General features: G+C 71.5%; 11 protein-coding genes. 9 read left to right on the top strand and 2 right to left on the bottom strand.

Going from position 1 to position 19,297, the window contains the following annotated elements; genetic code table 11:
- Nucleotides 1-52: 52 nt before the first annotated feature.
- Both QF040_RS09370 and QF040_RS09365 read left to right on the top strand, forming a co-directional pair.
- Complete coding sequence (locus QF040_RS09370) at nucleotides 53-673, top strand: RNA polymerase sigma factor (protein WP_429610811.1); 621 nt, start codon at nucleotides 53-55, stop codon at nucleotides 671-673.
- A gap of 82 nt (nucleotides 674-755) precedes the next feature.
- Nucleotides 756-1,382, top strand: a complete 627-nt coding sequence (locus tag QF040_RS09365) for a transposase (protein WP_429610810.1) — start codon at nucleotides 756-758, stop codon at nucleotides 1,380-1,382.
- Here QF040_RS09365 and QF040_RS09360 read toward each other — a convergent pair.
- Complete coding sequence (locus tag QF040_RS09360) at nucleotides 1,379-1,828, bottom strand: type II secretion system protein N (protein ID WP_429610809.1); 450 nt, start codon at nucleotides 1,826-1,828, stop codon at nucleotides 1,379-1,381. The two genes, QF040_RS09365 and QF040_RS09360, sit on opposite strands and share 4 nt — an antisense overlap.
- Before the next feature lie 139 nt (nucleotides 1,829-1,967).
- Here QF040_RS09360 and QF040_RS09355 point away from each other — a divergent pair, with 139 nt between their 5' ends.
- From QF040_RS09355 to QF040_RS09345, 3 genes are read left to right on the top strand one after another with little or no spacing between them, the layout of a single operon-like run.
- On the top strand, nucleotides 1,968-2,486 hold the full coding sequence (locus QF040_RS09355) for a prepilin-type N-terminal cleavage/methylation domain-containing protein (RefSeq protein WP_429614636.1): 519 nt from the start codon (nucleotides 1,968-1,970) through the stop codon (nucleotides 2,484-2,486).
- Between the two features lie 3 nt (nucleotides 2,487-2,489).
- Nucleotides 2,490-2,870 carry a type II secretion system minor pseudopilin GspI gene (gene gspI / locus QF040_RS09350; protein ID WP_429610808.1) on the top strand — a complete coding sequence of 127 codons (381 nt, stop codon included), beginning with the start codon at nucleotides 2,490-2,492 and terminating at the stop codon, nucleotides 2,868-2,870.
- On the top strand, nucleotides 2,867-3,559 hold the full coding sequence (locus QF040_RS09345) for a PulJ/GspJ family protein (protein WP_429610807.1): 693 nt from the start codon (nucleotides 2,867-2,869) through the stop codon (nucleotides 3,557-3,559). Before gspI ends, QF040_RS09345 begins: the two co-directional genes overlap by 4 nt.
- Before the next feature lie 18 nt (nucleotides 3,560-3,577).
- Here the strand turns inward: QF040_RS09345 and QF040_RS09340 are convergent, their stop codons facing one another.
- On the bottom strand, nucleotides 3,578-3,958 hold the full coding sequence (locus QF040_RS09340; RefSeq protein ID WP_429610806.1) for a hypothetical protein: 381 nt from the start codon (nucleotides 3,956-3,958) through the stop codon (nucleotides 3,578-3,580).
- A gap of 218 nt (nucleotides 3,959-4,176) precedes the next feature.
- Between QF040_RS09340 and QF040_RS09335 the strand changes: the two genes are divergently transcribed.
- The 4 genes from QF040_RS09335 to QF040_RS09320 all read left to right on the top strand — a co-directional run bounded on the left by QF040_RS09335 (nucleotide 4,177) and on the right by QF040_RS09320 (nucleotide 19,167).
- Nucleotides 4,177-4,905, top strand: a complete 729-nt coding sequence (locus tag QF040_RS09335; RefSeq protein ID WP_429610805.1) for a secretin and TonB N-terminal domain-containing protein — start codon at nucleotides 4,177-4,179, stop codon at nucleotides 4,903-4,905.
- A gap of 19 nt (nucleotides 4,906-4,924) precedes the next feature.
- Nucleotides 4,925-5,485, top strand: coding sequence for an RNA polymerase sigma factor (locus QF040_RS09330; protein ID WP_307506550.1), 561 nt, complete (start codon nucleotides 4,925-4,927; stop codon nucleotides 5,483-5,485).
- 31 nt (nucleotides 5,486-5,516) lie between these two features.
- The gene (locus QF040_RS09325; protein WP_429610804.1) at nucleotides 5,517-6,482 is read left to right on the top strand and encodes a FecR family protein; all 966 of its coding nucleotides are present in this window, start codon (nucleotides 5,517-5,519) and stop codon (nucleotides 6,480-6,482) included.
- Between the two features lie 148 nt (nucleotides 6,483-6,630).
- Nucleotides 6,631-19,167 carry a filamentous haemagglutinin family protein gene (locus QF040_RS09320; RefSeq protein ID WP_429610803.1) on the top strand — a complete coding sequence of 4,179 codons (12,537 nt, stop codon included), beginning with the start codon at nucleotides 6,631-6,633 and terminating at the stop codon, nucleotides 19,165-19,167.
- Nucleotides 19,168-19,297 lie beyond the last annotated feature (130 nt).

Raw genomic sequence — 19,297 nt, 5'->3', positions numbered from 1 at the left:
GGCCGGAGATCCCGGCCAGCGGCAAGCGCCCGGCGTTCAGCGGACAACCCACATGACTCCAGACTTCCAGGCCTTCGGCCATGCAGCGGACCGGTTCTCCTCGCTACCGCCTTCGTTCTGGCGCCTGCTCGACGAACACGCCGAGGCGCCTGTGCCCGAGGTGCGCGAGCCCAAGCCCGCGGCATCCGTGGCGCCTGCGGTGGATCTGCAGGCGCATCTCACGGCCAACTACGGCTCGTTGCACCGGCGGCTGGAGCGGCACCTGGGCTGCGCCGATTTCGCGCGCGAATGCCTGCACGACGCATGGCTGCGCCTGGCCGAGCGCCCGCCGCAGGAGGCGCCCGCGAACCCCGATGCCTACGTGTATCGCGTCGCGTGCAACCTCGCGATGGACAGCCTGCGCGCACGCAAGCGTTGGCCCGTGTCGAACGAGGCGGGCGGGGACCTGGACGTCATCGCCGACCTGCAGCCCGGCCCCGAGCTCATCGCCGAGGCGCGCTCGGAAGTGGCCGCGGTGGACCGCGCGATGCAGCGCCTGCCGCGACGCCACCAATCGGTGCTGCTCGCTTTGCGCTGGCACGAGATGTCGCGCCAGGAAGTGGCGCGGCGCCACGGCGTCTCGGTGCGCAAGGTGGACACCGCGCTCAGGCAGGCGCTTGGCGCGCTGCGCTGAACCGGATGCACCGCGTGCCCCTCCCGTGCCAACCGTCACGCATCCTGTTGCATAGTCGTTCGGGGAATGAAGGGAACAGAAGATGAAGTGGATGTCGCCCATGCGGGTCACCATGCAGGAGCTGGATGCCAAGCTGTCGAAGATCGTCGAGCGCGCGCGCGAAGGGCCGGTGGCGGTCAACCGCTACGGCTCGCCCTGGGTCTGGATCGTGAGCCACCAGGCGTGGGTGCAGGCCGACAACCTGCGCGCACTGGTGCCGCAGGGCCACCCGCTGGTGGCGCTGCACGATCTGGTGGAAGACGCGCTGCGCTACGAGCGCACGCTCCTGGCCGACCTGCAGCGCCAGCATGCGTTCGGCATCGAGGCCGAGACGCTTTTCAAGTGCCTGATCCTGCAGATCATCTACTCGCTGGAAGACGGCGAGAAGGTGCACGAGAGCCTCACCTACAACATGCTCTTTCGCTGGTTCGCGGGCTTCGAGAAGTTCGCCGACGAGTTGCCCGGCCGCGGCGAGTTCACGCGCGAACTGCAGGTGCTGGGCGCCGATCCGCGCGCGGTGCGCGTGGTGACGCGCTGCCTTTCGAATACGTACCTTCCGGAATCCGGCGAGGGCGACTTCCGCGTCAACCGCGGGCTGCTGCACGCGCTGTCGACCTGGGCCTCGGTGAGCTCGGCGCCCGAGGCGAGGCCCCAGGACGCGCTGCGTTAAGGCGCCGCGGTGAGGGACGCCGCGCGCACGATGCCGGGGTTCGCGGGCTGCGGCAGCACGGGCGCGGCGATGCGCTCGGACACGCCGGCCTTGTCGATCACCACCGCGCCGGCCTCGATGGCCGAGAGCGTGACCGATCGCGTCAGCGCCTCGCCCACGCGGTACGGCCTGGGCGCCGCACCGTTGACGGCCAGCACGGCCACGCCGTGGTCCGCGCCCTTGATCAGCCCCTTGACCGCAATGTTCGCGCGGACCTCGCCGGGGCCGAACCATGCGGCCTGCGCATCGGCGGTCGAATCGGGTTCGGTCGCCGGCACCTGCGCGGCATGCGGTGCCGGCGCGGGCCGCGACAGCAGATGGCTCCACGTCGCGACGCCTGCGACCACCAGCAGCAGGCCTGCCGCGTTGACGATGTACCGGGCGGGTGGTTTGACGGGATCGGTCATCGTGGCTTTCCTGATGCGGTTGCTTCTGGCCTGCATGTCTATCACAGGGCCGTTGGGGTTTCGTGTCACACGGCGCACCTAGCATGGGCAACGAGGCTTCGACAACCCACCCGCCGACAACCAACCTGATGTGCGCGAGATGAAGGTGTGCCTGCCACTGCGAACCACCGCCAGCGCCACCGCCGCGCGCGCTCGCGGCTTCTCGTTGATCGAGCTGATGATCGTGATGGTCATCGTCGGCATCGCGACGGCGGCGATCAGCCTTGCCATCGCGCCCGATCCCGCGCACGAGCTGCGCCGCGACGCGAACGAACTGGTGCGCCGCTTCGCCATCGCGCAGAACGAGGTGCGCGCCGACGGCCGCGTCATCGCCTGGCAGGCGGACAGCGACGGCTACCGCTTTTCGCGCGGCACCTGGCAGCCGGTACCGGGCAGCGCGATACCGGTGGTGTCGACGCTGGGCGCGCTCGACACCTTCGCGCGCGACGACATGCTCGGCCGCGCCGCGTGGCGCACGGGGCCGGTGGAAGTGACGCCCGCCGGGCCGGTGCTGCTCACGTCCGAGGCGATCGGCACGCGCTGGCAACTGGTGCTGCGCCATGGCGGCGCGACGGTGACCGTGCTGCGCGATGCGGCGGGCGGCTACGAGGTCCGATAGGCCATGCGCGCGCGTAAGGGCAAAGCCGCAGGCTTCACGCTGATCGAGGTGCTGATGGCGCTCACCATCGTCAGCATCGCGCTCGCTGCGATCGTGCGCGCATCGAGCCTCACCATCACCAACCTCGGCCTGCTGGAGCAGCAGTCGCTCGCGATGATGTCCGCGGAGAACAGCCTGGCGGAGCTGCGCATCGGCCGGGGACCGACCGGGCCGGGCGTGGTGCGCGGCCCCTGTCCGCAAGGCGGCGTGCGGCTGGTGTGCCGCCTCGAAGCCGGCGCCGCCGTCGATGGCCTGCGGCTGGTGACGGTGGATGTCTATCTTGCGGACGATGGCGACCGGCGCCTCGCGTCGCTGCAGACGCGCGTGCTGGAGGCAGTCAGATGATGCGGACGATGCGCCTGCCGCAGACGGGCTTCACGCTGGTCGAAGTGATGATCGCCATCGCCCTCATGGCCGTGCTGAGCGTGATGGCGTGGCGCGGCCTGGACAGCGTGACCCGTGCCAACAGCATGCTCGAGGAGCGCACCGAAGGCATCGCCTTGCTGCTGCGCGCGCTCGATCAGTTGGACCGCGACCTCGCCTTGCGCGCCACCACCGAACTCTCGTCGCGCGAGGTCGATGCCTTGCAGGCGGCAGCCGATGCGGGAACGAATGCGGCGGACACGAAAGCCGCAACGCCACCGCCGGCCGCCGAGCTGCTGCCGCCCGCGGTGCAGGTGCGCCGCCAGAACGGCCCGCCGTTCTTCATGGAAATCATCCGCGCCGCGCCGGCCGCACCCGGCCATTGGCAGCGGGTGCAATGGTGGCAGCGCGGCAATGTGCTGTATCGCGCGGCGGGGGCAGCGTCGGCCTCGTATCCCTTGCCCGCGCCGGACGATGGTGCGCGCGTCGCGGTGCTGAACGATGTGGCCGCGTCGCGGGTGCGCGCGTGGGAGCCGGGGCAGGGATGGCGCAGCCTGCCGACGGTTGCATCCGCGCGCGCGAATGCGACGGGGCTGGAGCTGGCGTTCGATGTGCGGGCGGCCGGCAGCGGAGGCATCCAGACGTTCCGCCGCGTCATTCCGCTCGATTGAGCAGCCGTTCCGTGAAGGTCAGCGCCGGTTGATCAGCGGCGAAGCCGGCGCCACCGGTGGCGGGCGCTGCGGGTAGACCGAGGTGCCGAAGGTGTTGCCCATGCGGTGCCCGGTCGCCGCGCGGTTGAAGAGCCCGAGCTGGTTCGACGGCCGCTGCGTGATCGCCTCAGACGCCATGCCGGGCTGCGCATCGTCGGGTCCGCGCGGCGTGGCCTTGGGCTGCAGCTTCTGCGTGAGGCAGTCGTAGGAGGGCGCGCGCTCGCCGTTCACGGTGACTTCCACGCAGCTGTCCGCGCCGGTGTCGCTCACGCTTGCCGCATTCGTTTCCTGTGCCTGCGCAACGGCTTGACCGCAGAGGACGCACACCAGCGCAGTGGCAATGCCGTACAGGAAATTCATGCGGATGCGCGCCTCTCGTCGATCGCTTGGAGGGCGGCAGTTTATGGCGCGTGCAAGTCAACGAGAAGACGAGAAGACGGGAGGCCGCGTCGCGTGCAAACCAAACGTCACATGTCGGTCATCGGCGCCGGATAGTCTCGCCGCTGCATTCGCCGGCCCGCATGGCGGATGGCCGCACTTCCCAGGACTTTCTCTCTCTCGCTGTTGATCTCCGCCACATGACACGTACTTCCGCATCGGGCGGTGCCCTGACACTGTCCTGGTGCCTTGTCGTGGCGTTGATGATGGCCGCGCACATGGCCGCTGCGCAGTCCGTTGCCCTTGCCAATGCCGAAGGCAAACCGCTTCGATTCGACCTGCCGGCCCAGCCGCTGGAAATTTCCCTCTCCGTCTTCGGCCGCCTCACCGGGCACTCGGTGCTGGTGGCCAGCAGCCTCACGGCCGGACGCGAGGCGGCCGCCGTGCAGGGCGACTTCGCACCGCGCGAAGCGCTGCAGCGCATGCTCGCGGGCAGCGGCCTCGCGGCCCGCTACATCGGCGCCGATGCCTTCACGCTCGTGCCCGTTCCTTCAGTACCGCCGTCTGCGCACGAGAGGGTCGGTGAGAACGTGCCAAAGGCCGATGCCGCCACCGGCCATGCCGGATATGCCGGCGTGTTGCAGGCGTCGATCACGCGCGTGCTCTGCATCGCGCAGCCCGATGCCTTCGGCCGCTACCGCCTCGGCCTGCAGCTCTGGATCGATGCCGCCGGGCTGGTGAATGAGGCGCGCCTGATCGAAGGCAGCGGCCTCGCGCAGCGTGATGCGCTCGTGCTCGCCACTCTGGGTTCGCTGCGGATGGACGCACCGCCCCCGCCGGGCATGGCGCAGCCCGTGACCATTCTCCTGACCCCGCGTGCCGACCCCGCGCGAGACTGCCGGCCCTGGCGCGCCGCGCGTGCCGGCTGAGCAGGGAGCGACAACCGCCATGTCCGATTCGATCAAGGCCTCGCTGCGCGCGCTGTTCCTCGCGCGCTACGCCCAGTTCAGGAAGCACCTGCAGATCCGGCTCGGCTCGGAAGACCTGGCCAACGACGCGCTGCAGGAAGCGTATCTGCGCGTGGAGAGCGCCAACGTGCGCAGCGCGGTGCGCTTTCCTTCGGCGTACCTCTTTCGCATCGCGCTCAACGTGGCCGAAGACCAGCGCAAGAGCAATTCACGCCTGCTGAGCGTCGGCGAGGTCGAGGCGCTCTACGACATGGCCGACGAGATGGCCGATCCGGCGCGCGGCGCCGAGGCCCGCAGCGAGCTGGAGGCGCTGGAGCGCGCGCTGGCCGAGCTGCCGCGCCGCCGCCGCGCCATCGTGCTGGCCGCGCGCGTGGACGAGATGCCGCACAAGGACATTGCCGCGCGCTACGGCGTTTCAGCGCGCACGGTCGAGAAGGAGTTGCGCGCGGGCCTGGAGCATTGCTGCGACAGATTGGGAAGAGATTTCATCCAGCGCTTCGGTCCCGGCGCCGGAAAACAGTCTGAGCGTGATGACAGCTGAAAAATCCGATCAGTCCGCGGACGGCGAAGCCATGAAGACCCTGCAACGCGAGGCCGGGGCCTGGGTCGTGCGGCTTGGTTCGCAGCAGGCGACCGAAGACGATGCACAGGCGTTCAAGCGTTGGTGCGCGCAAAGCCGCGCCCATGCGGATGCCTTCGTTCGGGCGCGCGAGGTGTGGCAGGCGATGGCGCCCGCCGCGCTGCGCGTGCGGCAGGACGAGCGACGGCACGGTGAGCAAAAGAGGGATGCGCGCCCGTCGCTCGCGGGCCGTCGCGCCTTCCTGGGCGGTGCAGTCGCCGCGTCGGTCGCCTACCTCGCGGTGCGACCGCCGCTCCAGCTGTGGCCCTCCGTCATCGAGTGGGGCGCGGACTACCGCACCGCCACCGGCGAGCAGCGCGAGGTCGCCATGGCCGATGGCGTGGTGCTGCAGATGAACACGCAGACCCGCGTCAACGTGCGGCCCGGCTCCGACAGCGGCGAGGGCATCGAGCTCCTGGCCGGCGAGGCCGAGATCGCCGCGCAGTCCCCTGTCTCGGCGCGCGTCACTGTCTCGGCGGCCGATGGCGTGGTGTCGGCGGTGCGCGCGCGCTTCAACATCCGGCACACCGACGGCGAGGTCTGCGTCACCTGCCTGGCGGGCGAGGTCGAGGTGGCCCGCGGCGCGCAGCGCGTGGCGCTGGACGAGGGCCGGCAACTGCGCTACGGCGCCGCGGGCATGGGCGCCGCGGTGCCGGTCGACACCGGCCCGGTCACGGCCTGGCGCCGGCGGCTGCTGGTGTTCGAGCAGGTGCCGCTTGCCGAGGTGGTGGCCGAGGTCAACCGCTACCGGCATGGCCGGCTCATCCTCACCAGCGAGGCGCTGGGCCGCAGCCTCGTGCAGGCGAGCTTTTCCATCGACCGGCTCGACGACGTGGCTTCGCTCGTGCGCGAGGCCTACGGCGCCGAGGTCACGCAGTTGCCCGGTGGCATCGTGCTGCTCGGGCGGGCGAAGGCCTGAGCACCGGGCTTTCGTGAAGATTTCGTGACATGGTGCAGTCGCCCCGCACCCTGGCTGTCATAGCTCGGTAGACCACGGGCCGCCCGACTTCCGGGCGCGCTCCGTGGCATCGACTCGAGCAATGACACACGAACCCATGGAAGTCCGCATGCAACGCAGCAGCACGGTGGCCCGGCGCAACACGAACTCTTCTTCCTTCTTTCCGAAGGCCCGGCTCACGCCGCTGGTGCATGCCATCGTGGCGATGCTGGCCGCCGCCGCGACGGCGCAGGGCGCGCATGCGCAAAGAGCCTTCAGCAGCGCGTGGATGGCGCAGAAGAACATGGTGCAGAACACCGCCGTCGCCACCGGCCGGCTGCCCAACGGCATGCCGGCCTCGGCGCTCAGCAGCCCGCAGGCGCAGCAGCAGCGCGCGAGCGAGCAGCTGCAGCGCTCCATCGGCAACCTCAACCTCGCCGCGCGCGGCATCGCGGCGCAGCAGGCCGCGCAGGAGGCCGCACGGCGCGCGGCGCTTGCGAACGGCACGGACGTGCCCGACGGCCTCGCCGAGGGGGGCCTGCGCGTGGACACCGCCAGCCTCTCGGCCGGCTGGGCCAATGCCAATGCGCCGGTGCAGACGCAGGAAGGCGGCCGCACGCAGGTGAACGTCACGCAGACCGGCGAGCGCGCGATCCTGAACTGGGAAACGTTCAACGTCGGGCGCAACACCACGCTGAAATTCGAGCAGCAGCCCGGCTGGGCGGTGCTCAACCGCGTGAACGATCCGCTCGCGCGGCCGTCGCAGATCCAGGGCCGCATCCAGGCCGACGGCACGGTGATGGTGGTCAACCGCAACGGCATCGTGTTCAGCGGCAGCAGCCAGGTCGACACGCGCAACCTGCTCGCGGCGGCCGCGAACATTTCCGATGCGCAGTTCAACACGCACGGCATCTACAGCAACGGAACCACCGCGAGCTTCACCGGCGCGGGCGGGCGGGTTGAGGTCCAGGCGGGCGCGCGCATCGCCACGCGCGCGCCCGGCGCCTCCACCGAAGGCGGCGGCTATGTGCTGCTGCTGGGCAAGGACGTGCACAACGCGGGCGACATCGCCACGCCCAAGGGCCAGGCCGCACTCGCGGCCGGCGACAGCTTCATCATCAGGAAGGGCGTGGGCACCGGCGGCAACCAGGGCTCCACCACCCGCGGCAACGAAGTCACGCCGCAGTTCGACACCGACAGCTTCGCGGGCAAGGTCGTCAACACCGGGCTGATCGTCGCGCGCGAAGGCGATGTGACGATGGCCGGGCGCGACGTGCAGCAGCGCGGCGTGGCGCTCGCCACCACCACTGTCAACGTGCGCGGCACCGTGCATCTCGATGCGGTGGGCGCCGAGGGCCGGGCGGTCCTGGGGCAGGGCGCGACCACCGCCGTGGTGATCGATGCGGACGACCGCGGCACCGCGCTGGACAGCCAGCGCGACGGCCTGCGCAGCTCGCCGACGGCCACCGCCGACCAGACGCTGGTCGCGGTGCCCGACCGCCGCGACCAGTCGCGCATCGAGATCCGAAGCGGCGGCACGGTCGACTTCGAAGGCGAGTCGCTCACGCTCGCGACCGGCGGCCAGATCGCCGTGGACGCGGCCCGGCGCAGCCTCGTGCGCGATGGCGCCCGGCTCGATGTGTCGGGCGCCGTGGGCGTGCGCATCGCGATGGAATCGAACAACATCAAGATCAACGTCCAGGGCAACGAGCAGCGCGACGCGCCCGTCAACCGCGACGGCAAGGGCCTGAACAACAACGACCTGTGGATCGATCGGCGCAGCCTGGTCTTCGTGCCCAAGGGAACCAACGGCTACGCGAGCGACCGCTGGTACACGGCCGGCGGCCTGCTGGAGGTGGGCGGCTATCTCGGCACCGAGGGCCACACGGCTGGCGAATGGATGGCGCAGGGCGGCACGCTGCGCTTCGGCGGCGAGGACGTCGTGACCCAGGCCGGCTCCAGCATCAACCTCTCGGGCGGCACGCTGGATGTGCAGACCGGCTTCATCCGCCAGACCTGGCTCAAGGGCGCGGACGGCCGCCTGTACGAAGCCTCCAAAGCGCCGGGCGACCAGCGCTACGACGGCATCTACAGGGGCTTCGAGGACGCGCACCAACGCTGGGGCGAAAAAACCAAGGGGTACTTCTACAACCCGCTGATCGGGCCGCAGCGGCGCCTGGAGAGCGGCTACACGGTCGGGCGCGACGCCGGCAAGCTGGTCGTTGCCACCCGCGCCGCGGTGCTCGAAGGCGACATCGCGAGCGAAGCCTTCCAGGGCCCGCGCCAGACGCAGGCGCCGCAGGCTGCGCTGGACGGCTACAACCAGTCGCACGACGCGGTGGCCCAGCGCGGCCAGCTCGTCGTCGGCGACTCCATGCCGACGCTCGACCGGCGCACGGGCGCGCTCCACCACGTGCTGAGCGCGGTAACGGACCGGGTGGCGCTCAAGGAGACCGACGAACGCATTGCCGCGTCGCTCGATCTGGACACGGCCCTGCCCGCCGAGCGGACCGGCCGCGTGGTGCTCGACACCGCGCAGCTCAACGGCTTTGCGCTCGGCGGCGTCCGCGTTGCCGCGCTGAAGGGCATCGAAGTCGTGGGCGACCTGCGGGTGGCCTCGGGCGGCAACATCACGCTCTACGGCGACGACGTCGCGGTGCGCGCCAATCTCACCGCGCACGCCGGCAGCATCGCGCTGGGCAACGTGCTCGCGCAGACGGCGAGCACCGGCACCGGCGACACCGTGGTGAGCCCGAAGGACGCCGTGGGCAACGTGACCCTGGCCGAAGGCGTGACGCTGGACGCGAGCGGCCTCTGGAGCAACCTGGAGCGCGATGCGCGCGCGGACAACCTTGCGCATGCGAACGGCGGCAGCGTGTCCATCCGCGCCACCGGCGATGTGACGCTGCACGGCGGCAGCCTCATCGACGTGTCGTCGGCCGCGGTCCTGCAGCGCAACGGCAAGACCGTCGGCGGCAAGGGCGGCAGGGTGACGCTGGCGACCACGCTGGGCGAAGGCGAACTCCACCTGGACCCCGGCGCGCAGTTGCGCGGCCACGGTGTAGCGGGCGGCGGCACGCTGGCGCTGCAGGCCGGCAAGGTGCTGGTTTCCGACAACCTGGCGGACGCCGAATCCGGCGGAGGCGCGCTGGTGCTGGGCGGCAATTTCTTCGACAAGGGCTTCTCCGCGTACGAGATCGCCGGCACCAAGGGCTTGGCCGTCGCCGACGGCACGCAGGTGGACGTGACGATGCCGGTGTACCGCTTCAGGGACAACGCGCGCGACGTGGCGACCGGCAGCGCGCCGGCGCAGGCGCTCGAACTGTGGACGCCACCGCTCTACCAGGAAGACGCGGTGAATGCCGTGCTCCTGCAGCGCAAGGGCGCGAGCCTGAGCCTGCAGGCCGGCCGCAGCCTGGCCGCCGAGACCGACGCGCAGGCGAGCGTGCTGTCCATCGGCCGCGGTGCGCGCATCGAGGTCGATCCGGGGCAGGCGATCGCGCTGCGCGGTGCCGGCCAGATCACCATCGACGGCACGCTGCTCGCGCACGGCGGCAGCATCGACGTGCGCCAGCAGCAGTACGGTTCGCTCGACGTGGCCGGGGTCGCCCCGGTGGCGGACGGCAAGGTGCACGAGCGCTCGATCTGGATCGGCGGCACCGCGGTGCTCGACGTGTCGGGTACCGCGCACACGGCCACCGACCTGCACGGGCGCAGCTACGGGCGCGTGGATCGCGGCGGCAGCATCGTGCTGGGCGGCGCGATCGACCACGACCGCGCGACGGCCACCTCGGCCGATGCCTACGTGATCGTGCGTCCGGGCGCGAAGCTCGACGCCTCGGGCGCGCAGGCCGTGCTGCACGTGCCGGGCCAGGGCGCCACCACCGTCGCCACCGACGGCGGGCGCATCTCGCTGAGTTCGTACCTCGGCCTGCACATCGACGGCTCGCTGCGCGCGGCGGCCGGTGGTGCGAGCGCCGCGGGCGGTTCGCTGGACATCGCGCTGGAGTCCCCGCTGTACGACAGCACCGGCCTGGACCGGGCGCAGGACGCGGCGCTCGCGCCGCGCGAAATCAGGGTGTCGCAACACCATGAAGCGGCGCTGCCCGACGACCTGGCGCCCGGGCAGGCGAGCGAGGGCCTGCGCTACGGCAAGACCCGTCTTTCGGCCGACCGTCTCGGCGCCGGCGGCTTCGACAACCTCGCGCTGCTGGCGAACGGACAGCTCTCGTTCGACGGCGACGTGGCGCTGCGCATGGGCCAGAGCCTGAAGCTCATCGCGAGTTCGCTGTCGCTTGCCGAAGGCTCGTCCGCATCGGCGCATGTGCAACTGGCGGCGCCCTACGTCACGCTCTCGGGCACCGGCAAGTACTACGAGAGCAACGGCATGCTGCGGCCCCGTGCGCTGCACGGCATCACCACGCTGGACTCCGAGGCCGTGCTCTCGGTGCATGCCGGGCAACTGCTCGACCTGGGCAACAGCATCTCGATAGGCACCAAGGGCGCCTATGCCGAGCGCACCGAGCTCGCGCCGGTGCACGTCGAGCGCCGCGGCTTCCAGAAGGTCGAGCTGACGAGCGATGGCGACATGCGCTTCCTGCTGCCCACCGACAACGAGCCGCGCTCGCGCTTCTGGACGCCGGGCGACCTCACCCTGGCGGCCGCGCAGCTTTATCCGGAAACCGGCGCCACCGCGCAGATCAACGCGGGCTACCGCACCGACGCGGAGTCGGGCCGCTCGGTGTTCGACCCCGAGCGCGTGCTGCGCATCGAACGCCGAGGCGACACGCCGGCGGGCGTTCCGTACTCGGCCTTCGGCACGCTGGAGATCGGCGCCGCCGTGATCGAGCAGGGCGGTGTGGTCCGCGCGCCGCTGGGCAGCCTCAAGATCGGGAGCGACGTGCTGCAGGGCACCACCCGGCTGGACCTGCTGCCGGGCAGCATCACCTCGGTGAGCGGCGTGGGCCTCGTGATGCCCTACGGCGGAACGACCGACGGCATCGACTACCGGTACGACGGTCGCACCGTCTCGCTCGTGGGCGCGGGCGGCATGGGCGTCAACGGCGTCATGGTCGCGGGCATCAGCCTTGCCTCGCAGCGGGTCGATGTGCAGTCCGGCGCGGTGCTCGACCTCTCGGGCGGCGGCGAGCTTGCCGGCGCTGGCTTCGTCTCGGGCCGCGGCGGCTCGACCGATGCGCGCTTTCATCCGCTCATGCAGGTCGGCGCCGACGGCCGCTTCTCGCTGCCCTCGCTGTCCACCAACGCGGTGTACGCCATCGTGCCCGGGGTGCAGCGGCTGGCCGCGCCGGCGGGCGGACCGGCCGGCGCATCGCAGGCGGCGGCCGGCCGGCAGATCACCATCGGCGCCGGTGTGCCGGGGCTGCCCGCGGGCACCTACACGCTGCTGCCCTCGACCTACGCGCTGCTGCCGGGCGCCTTCCGCGTCGAGCTCAACGGCGCGCCCGGCAGCGGCTCGGGCATCGTGGGAGCGCGGACGATGCGCAACGGCTCATGGTCCGGCGCGGGCGTGCTGTCGGTGGCCGGCACCGGCCAGCGCGAGAGCCTCGCGAGCCAGGTGATCGTGACGCCGGCCGACGTGCTGCGCACCTACTCGCAATACAACGAAACAAGCTATGCCGATTTCGTGCGCGCCGACGCGGCGCGCCTGGGCGTGCCGCGCGCGATGCTGCCGGCGGACGCGCGCTCGCTGGCCTTCAGCCTCGTGGCCGGCCGCGACGAGGTGGGACTGAACTTCGAGGGCCTGGCCCGCTTCCAGGCCGCCGCCGGCGGCCTGGGCGGCACGGCCATGGTGCTGGGCGGCGACATCGAAGTGCTGGGCGCGGGGCAGGCGCACACGGCCGGCCACGAAGGCGTTTCGGTCCGCTCGGACACGCTCAACGCGCTGGGCGCCGACCGGCTGGTGCTCGGCGCGGTGCCCACCGTGGTCTACGGACAGCAGGGGCGCTACGTCAGCTTCAGCACGCCGGCCCGGCGCGTCGCCTTGCGCGCGGGCGCGTCGCTGCAGGCGCCCGAGGTCTTCCTGGCGGGCCACGACCTGGCCGTGGAAGCCGGCGCTGGCATCTCCACGCTGGGGCAGGGCGCCGCGATCTACGACTCGTCCGCGGGCTACGTCTACCAGCCCGGCGAAGCCAGCCTGCTGGCCGTATCGAACGGCCGGCTCGACGTGCTGGCGCCCGCGGCCGCAGGCGAGGGTTCCATCCTGCTGGGCGTGTGCACGACGTCGCCGTGCCAGGGCAACAGCACCTTCTATTCGGAAGGCACGCTCACGGCGGCCACCAACGGCGCGTTCGAACTGAACGAAGCGGCGCGCTACGGCACGCGCCACCTCGCGCTGGCGGTAGGCGGCGTGAACGCGGGCTCGGCCGCGTCGCTGGCCGACGCAAAGGCGCGCGGCGTGCTCGCGAGCGGCCTCACGCTCACGCAGGACGTGCTGCAGCGCCTCCTGAACGGCGACACCAGCACCGGCGCACCGGCGCTCGAATCGCTCACGCTCACGGCGCGCGACGCCATCAACTTCTACGGCAGCGTCACGCTCGACACCATCGATCCGGCCACCGGCAAATCGAAGCTCGACACGCTGGTGCTCGGCACGCCCGCGATCTACGGCCACGGCGCGGCCGGCGACGTGGCGACCATCCGCACCCGCAACCTCTTGTGGAGCGGAGCGACGCAGGCGCCCGGCACCGTGATCGCCGGCGGCGCGGGCACCGGCAGCGGCACGCTCGACATCCAGGCCGAGCGCATCGAGCTGGGCGACGCGCCCCACACCGTCAGCAACGGGCAAGACGACGATGCGCGCCTTGCGCTCGGCTTCGCCACCGTGAAGCTGGGCGCGAGCGAGCGCCTCACGGCCAGCCGCAGGGGCAGCCTCGCGGTCCATCAGAGCCAGGGTGCGTACGAGGACGGCAAGGGCTACGCCTACAGCGGCGGCAACCTGGAAATATCGACACCGCTCATCACCGGCGATGCCGGCGCGGTCGCCCGCATCGTCGCCGGCGGCACCTTGCGCATCGGCGCGCCTGAAGGCCATCGCTACGACGCGTTGGCCGCGAAGGGCCTCCAGGCGCTGGGCGCGGACCTGTCGTTCAGCGCCGGCAGCATCATGCTGGACACCGCCGTCGTGCTGCCCAGCGGCAAGCTCACGATGACCGCGCAGGACGACATCGCACTGGCCGACGGCGCCTTCGTCGACGTCGGCGGCCGCAAGCTCGCCTTCAACGATGTCGACAAGTTCAGCTGGGGCGGCGACGTCGGCCTGGAGAGCCACGCAGGCAGCATCCGCCAGGTGGCGGGCGCGACCATCGACCTCGCGGCCGAGGGCAACCGCGCGGGCACGCTCAAGGCGGTGGCGCTCGGCGCATCGGCCGGCGTGGTCGACCTGCAGGGCCGCATCCTGGGCGCGAGCAGCGGCCGCTACGACGCGGGCGGCACGCTGGTGCCGTTCAAGGCGGGCAGCGTGGACATCCGCGCGCAGCGCCTGGGCGAGAGCGGCACGCCGAGCGAGCAGTTCGCCGCGCTCAACCAGCGCCTGAACGAAGGCGCGGTGTTCGGCGCGCGCAGCTTCCAACTGAAGCAGGGCGACCTCGCCATCGGCAATGGCCTGAAGGCCGGAGAGATCAATGTGTCGGTGGACCACGGCAGCCTCACGGTGCAAGGCACCATCGATGCGAGCGGCGAGCGCGTGGGCAGCATCCGCCTTGCGGGCAGGAACGGCCTGACCCTCGGCGGCAACGCGTTGCTTGATGCGCACGGCACGGTGCTTCGCGTGGACAGCCACGGCCGGATCATCGATGCGCCCAACCGCGCCATCGTCGAACTGAACGGCGGCGACGGCGTGCTCACTCTCGCGGGCGGCGCACGCATCGACCTGCGCCACGGCACCGCTGCCACTGTCGGCAACCAGCCGGGGCAGCACGACGGCCAGAAGCGCGGCACGCTGGACCTGTACGCGGCACGCACCGGCGAGACCAGCGGCGACATTCGCATCGACGCCAGCGGCAGCCTGGCCATCGACGGCGCGCGCACCATCGCGCTCAACGCCGTCTGGCGCTACGACGACACCGACCCGCTGGCCATCGTGCGGGACGGGCTGGATTCGGTGAGCGGCCGTCCGTACCGCGAGATCAACCAGGCCTACATGGACGCCAAGCATGCGCAGAGCGCGAAGTTCATCGACGCCGCGCTCGCCAACGGCACGCTGCTGAACGGCAAGCTCGCCGGCCTGAACAACGCCGCCTATGCCGATGCATTGCACCTGCGCCCGGGCGTGGAGATCGTGACCGACAAGGACCTGGTGGTGCAGGGCGACCTCGATCTGTCGGGCTACCGCTATGCGAGCCTGAACGCGCGCACGCAGAAGACCGGCGTGTACGGCTCCGGCGAAGCGGGCAGCCTGGTGCTGCGCGCCGCGGGCAACATGGACGTTTACGGCAGCATCAACGACGGCTTCGCACCGCCGCCCCTCACGCCCGAGGAAGACGGCTGGGCGCTGGTGCCAGGCGTGCAGCCCTACAACGGCGACCTGGTGCTGCCGATCGGCGGCGTGCGCGTGGCCGAGGGCACCGCGTTCCCGTCGGGCGCGACGCTGAACTACGACCTGCCGATGCAGGCGCTGACGCTGGGCGAGGCGTTGCGCTTGCCGGCTACCGCGACGCTGGCGCAGCCTCTCACCCTGGCCGCGGGCACCGTGCTGGCGGCCGACGTGCGCGACGCGTCGGGCGCGCTGCTGCATGCGCGCGGCACCTTGCTCAAGGAGGCCGTGGTGCTGGCCGCGGGCACGCAATTGGGCGCGGGCACGCCGCTGCCCAAGGGCACCGCGCTGCAGGCCATGGTCTGGCCCAAGGGCGTGCCGCTGCCGGTGGCCTTCGAGAACGATGTCCTGCGCAGGACCGTGCTGCTCGGCGGCGCGCTCGACCTGCAGCGCGGCGCGCTCATTCCCTCGACCACCAAGGTCGTGCTCGAAAAGGGCGTGGGCTTCATCGAACTGCGCCCGGCCAGCGACGGCACGCGCGGCCGCAACTGGGCGCTGGCGCCGATGCTGCCCGCAGGGAGCGAGTCGTGGTCGGTCCGCCTGGTGGCCGGCGCCGACCTGGACGCGGCGGACACCCGCATCGCGATGGCGAAGGCCGGCAGCCTGCGCTTCGCCGACACCCACTATGGCGCGACCGTCACCAAAGGCGGCGGCACGCTGGTCTGGGCGGAGAACAACAACTGGGGCATGCCCGCGGGGCAGCCGGTGACCCCCGAGGAGGAGGCGCTGTGCCCGCTCATCGACCCGAGCGATTGCGTCAGCAAGACGGGCGTCGTGTGGGCGCCGGACAACGCCTTCGGCGAGCCCGCGGGAGCCCCAGTCCCCGACGAGTATCTGGCGCTCTGCGAGATCATCGTCGGGTCGTGCATCGACTACGGCTCGGCGACCAATGTGATCGCCGCGCACGGGCAGTCGCTGAGCGTTGTGCGCACCGGCACCGGTGATCTGGACCTCATCGCCTCGGGCGACGTGGACGTGCGCTCGCTCTACGGCATCTACACCGCCGGCACGCAGTCGGCGGGCGTCGATCCGCGCTTCGACCAGGCGCGCGGCACCGCGCCGGGCGCGACCAGCGTGCTCGGCACGGGCGGCGTGGGCTACGAATCGCTGGTGGCGGGTGACGGCCGCTCCTACCACGCGTGGTTCCCCGAGGCCGGCGGCAACCTCACGGTGCGCGCGGGCGGCGGCATCACGGGCGACATGCTCGCGTCCACGATCAACGACCCGGTGCAGCAATCCAGCGTGCTGGTGGGCAACTGGCTCTGGCGCCAGGGCGACGGCAGCGCGCAGTTGCCGACCGCGTGGTGGATCAACTTCGGCAGCTACGCGGTGAACCCGGCGGGCGTGCTGGGGGCCGACGTCAAGCCGTCGCTGGTGGGCTTCACCGGCTTCGGCACGCTCGGCGGCGGCAACGTGCGCGTGGAGGCGGGCGGCAACGCCGGCATGCTGGAGCGCAAGGGCACGGCCCGCAGCCCGGGCCTGGTGGTGGCGGTCGGCAGCAGCGGCCGCGTGGCCGGCGACGGCAGCCTTTTGCTCACCGGTGGCGGCGACATCGACGTGCGCATCGGCGGCGGCATCAACAGCTCGCAGCAGGCGCGCGGCAACGCCAACAGCATGGACGTTCCGAACCACGACCTGCAAGGCGCGCTGGTCAACCTGCGCGGTGCCACGCAACTGAGCGCGGCGTCCGTGGGCGGCATGATCCTGGGCGGGCGCGACCTGAAGGACCCGCGCGCCTTCGATCCCTTCGCCTCGAACCGGGCCGAATCGACCGGCGGCCTCGTGCTGGTGCCCGGCGACTCGACCATCCGCATCGACACGCTGGGCGACCTCGTGGTGGGCGGCGCGGCAGACCCGGGCCGCGTGCCGATGCTCAACAGCTCGCCCTTCGGCGCGCAGAGCGGCGGCGGCTTGAGCTGGTTCTCGCTGTGGACCGGACGCACCGCCATCGACCTGTTCTCGGCCGGCGGCAGCCTCACGCCGAGCACCCAGATGAGCGAGGGCACGCAGAACAGCCTGGTCAACGGCACCAACGTCGCGCCCACCGACTACCGCTTCGTCTACCCGTCTATCCTGCGTGCGGTGGCCGCGGGCGGCAGCATCTACAGCGGCGCCGCGGCCAATGCGGCGAGCGACGGCACCAACGAATACACCTCGCGCACCTCGCTGCTGCTTGCGCCGTCCCGCAGCGGCCAGCTTGAACTGCTCGCGGGCGATTCGATGTACATGGGCGGCTACGCCATCAACCAGTCGGGCGCCGATCCCGCACAGATGCCCGGCCCGCTGAACCCGGCGTTCGCCGGCTTCGAGGGCAACACGCGCGTGGCCAGCAACCTGGGCACCGGCGGCCTGGAGATGAAGGCGCGCACCGACCCGTTCCGCCTGTTCGCCTTCGTGCCAGAGACCTATGCGGGCGCGCCGGGCGACGCGCCGCGCACGCCCGCACGCTTCTATGCAACGGCCGGCGACATCGTTGGCCTGCGCAGCGGGGAGATCCTGGCGCGCCGCGATGGCGCCACCTGGTACGAAGCGGCTGCGCCGGCCTGGGTGATGGCCGGCCGCGACATCGTGAGTGCGGGCACGGCGCTCGGCGTGCCGACTGCCGTGAGCCTGGGCACCGGCTCGAACAACGAGGCGACGTCCACCGGCAACCTGGCGGTCCATGGCCATGCGCAGGACGTCTCGCGCATGGTCGCGGGGCGCGACATCCTCTACAGCAGCTTCAACGTCGCCGGCCCCGGCACGCTGGAGGTGAGCGCGGGCCGCAACATCGTGATGGAAGACCGCGCGGCCGTCGTGAGCCTGGGCCCGCTGACCGCGGGCGACAAACGGCCCGGCGCGGGCATCGCGATGATGGCCGGCATGGGCGCGCGGGGCGCCGACTACGCCGGCTTTCTCGCGCGCTATCTCGACGCGGCCAATCGCGCGCAGGCCGGCACGCCGCTGGCCGACCAGCCCGGCAAGGTGGTGAAGACCTACGAGGCCGAGCTCTTCGCATGGCTCTCGGACAAGGGCAATGGCCTGGGTTTCAGCGGCACGGCGGACGAGGCAGAGGCCTTCTTCGACGCGTTGCCGGCGGCGCAGCAGCGCGTGTTCGCGCGGCAGGTGTACTTCGCCGAACTCAAGGCCGGCGGGCGCGAATACAACGACGCCGACGGCGCGCGTTCCGGCAGCTACCTGCGCGGGCGCAACGCCATCGCGGCGCTGTTCCCCGAGGCCGATGCCGCGGGCAAGCCGGTCAGCTACCGCGGCGACATCACGATGTACGGCGCGGCCGGCGTCAACACGCGCTTCGGTGGCGGCATCCAGATGCTCACGCCGGGCGGCGCGCAGGTGTTCGGCATCGAAGGCGGTGCGCCGGTGGCCAGGGGCGGCGTCACGCCGGGCGTCATCACGCAGGGCGAGGGCGACATCGCGCTGTATTCGCTGGGCAGCATCCTCCTCGGCCAGAGCCGGATCATGACGACCTTCGGCGGCCACATCATGGGCTGGTCGGCCGAGGGCGACATCAACGCCGGCCGGGGATCGAAGACCACCGTGGTCTACACGCCGCCCAAGCGCGAGTACGACGCATGGGGCAACGTGACGCTCTCGTCGGACGTGCCGAGCACCGGCGCGGGCATCGCGACGCTGGCGCCCATTCCCGAAGTGCCGGCGGGCGACATCGACCTGGTCGCGCCGCTGGGCACCATCGATGCGGGCGAGGCGGGCATCCGCGTGTCGGGCAATGTGAACCTCGCGGCGCTGCAGGTGGTGAACGCGGCCAACATTGCGGTCAAGGGCGAGTCGGTGGGCCTGCCGGCCATTGCCGCGGTGAACGTCGGCGCGCTCACCGGCGCGAGCGCCGCGGCATCGCAGGCGGCCTCGGCCGCGCAGGACGCGGTGCAGCGCGAGCGCAGCGCGCAACGCCAGGCGCTGCCTTCGGTGTTCACGGTGCGCGTGCTGGGCTTCGGCAACGAGGCCGAGGGCGGCGGCGACAGCACCGCGCCGAAGGCGCGCGAGCCGCACGCGGGCTACGACCCGCAGGGCGTGGTGCAGGTGCTGGGCACCGGCACGCTCACGGCCGCGCAGATGCAGTCGCTCACGCCGCGCGAGCAACGCGGCCTGAAGCAGTAGGCGGGCAGGGCTCGCACACCGCGCCAAAAGAGAAGGGCCTCCCGCGTGGAGGCCCTTCTTCTTAAGCGCGCAAAACCGCCCGCCGCGATTTCTTGATGAAGTTTTCGTGACAAACGACAGTCGCCGCGCG

Origin of the sequence: Variovorax sp. W2I14 (genome assembly GCF_050435205.1) — a bacterium.
Classification (GTDB): domain Bacteria; phylum Pseudomonadota; class Gammaproteobacteria; order Burkholderiales; family Burkholderiaceae_C; genus Variovorax; species Variovorax paradoxus_C.
This window is presented reverse-complemented; position numbering and strand designations above follow the sequence as displayed.

What these genes read in the sequence shown, in the direction of transcription:
- QF040_RS09360 (WP_429610809.1), bottom strand. Translation starts at nt 1,828, where the DNA reads ATGACCGATCCCGTCAAACCACCCGCCCGGTACATCGTCAACGCGGCA.
- QF040_RS09365 (WP_429610810.1), top strand. Translation starts at nt 756, where the DNA reads ATGAAGTGGATGTCGCCCATGCGGGTCACCATGCAGGAGCTGGATGCC.
- gspI (WP_429610808.1), top strand. Translation starts at nt 2,490, where the DNA reads ATGCGCGCGCGTAAGGGCAAAGCCGCAGGCTTCACGCTGATCGAGGTG.
- QF040_RS09370 (WP_429610811.1), top strand. Translation starts at nt 53, where the DNA reads ATGACTCCAGACTTCCAGGCCTTCGGCCATGCAGCGGACCGGTTCTCC.
- QF040_RS09355 (WP_429614636.1), top strand. Translation starts at nt 1,968, where the DNA reads ATGAAGGTGTGCCTGCCACTGCGAACCACCGCCAGCGCCACCGCCGCG.
- QF040_RS09325 (WP_429610804.1), top strand. Translation starts at nt 5,517, where the DNA reads ATGAAGACCCTGCAACGCGAGGCCGGGGCCTGGGTCGTGCGGCTTGGT.
- QF040_RS09320 (WP_429610803.1), top strand. Translation starts at nt 6,631, where the DNA reads ATGCAACGCAGCAGCACGGTGGCCCGGCGCAACACGAACTCTTCTTCC.
- QF040_RS09345 (WP_429610807.1), top strand. Translation starts at nt 2,867, where the DNA reads ATGATGCGGACGATGCGCCTGCCGCAGACGGGCTTCACGCTGGTCGAA.
- QF040_RS09330 (WP_307506550.1), top strand. Translation starts at nt 4,925, where the DNA reads ATGTCCGATTCGATCAAGGCCTCGCTGCGCGCGCTGTTCCTCGCGCGC.
- QF040_RS09340 (WP_429610806.1), bottom strand. Translation starts at nt 3,958, where the DNA reads ATGAATTTCCTGTACGGCATTGCCACTGCGCTGGTGTGCGTCCTCTGC.
- QF040_RS09335 (WP_429610805.1), top strand. Translation starts at nt 4,177, where the DNA reads ATGACACGTACTTCCGCATCGGGCGGTGCCCTGACACTGTCCTGGTGC.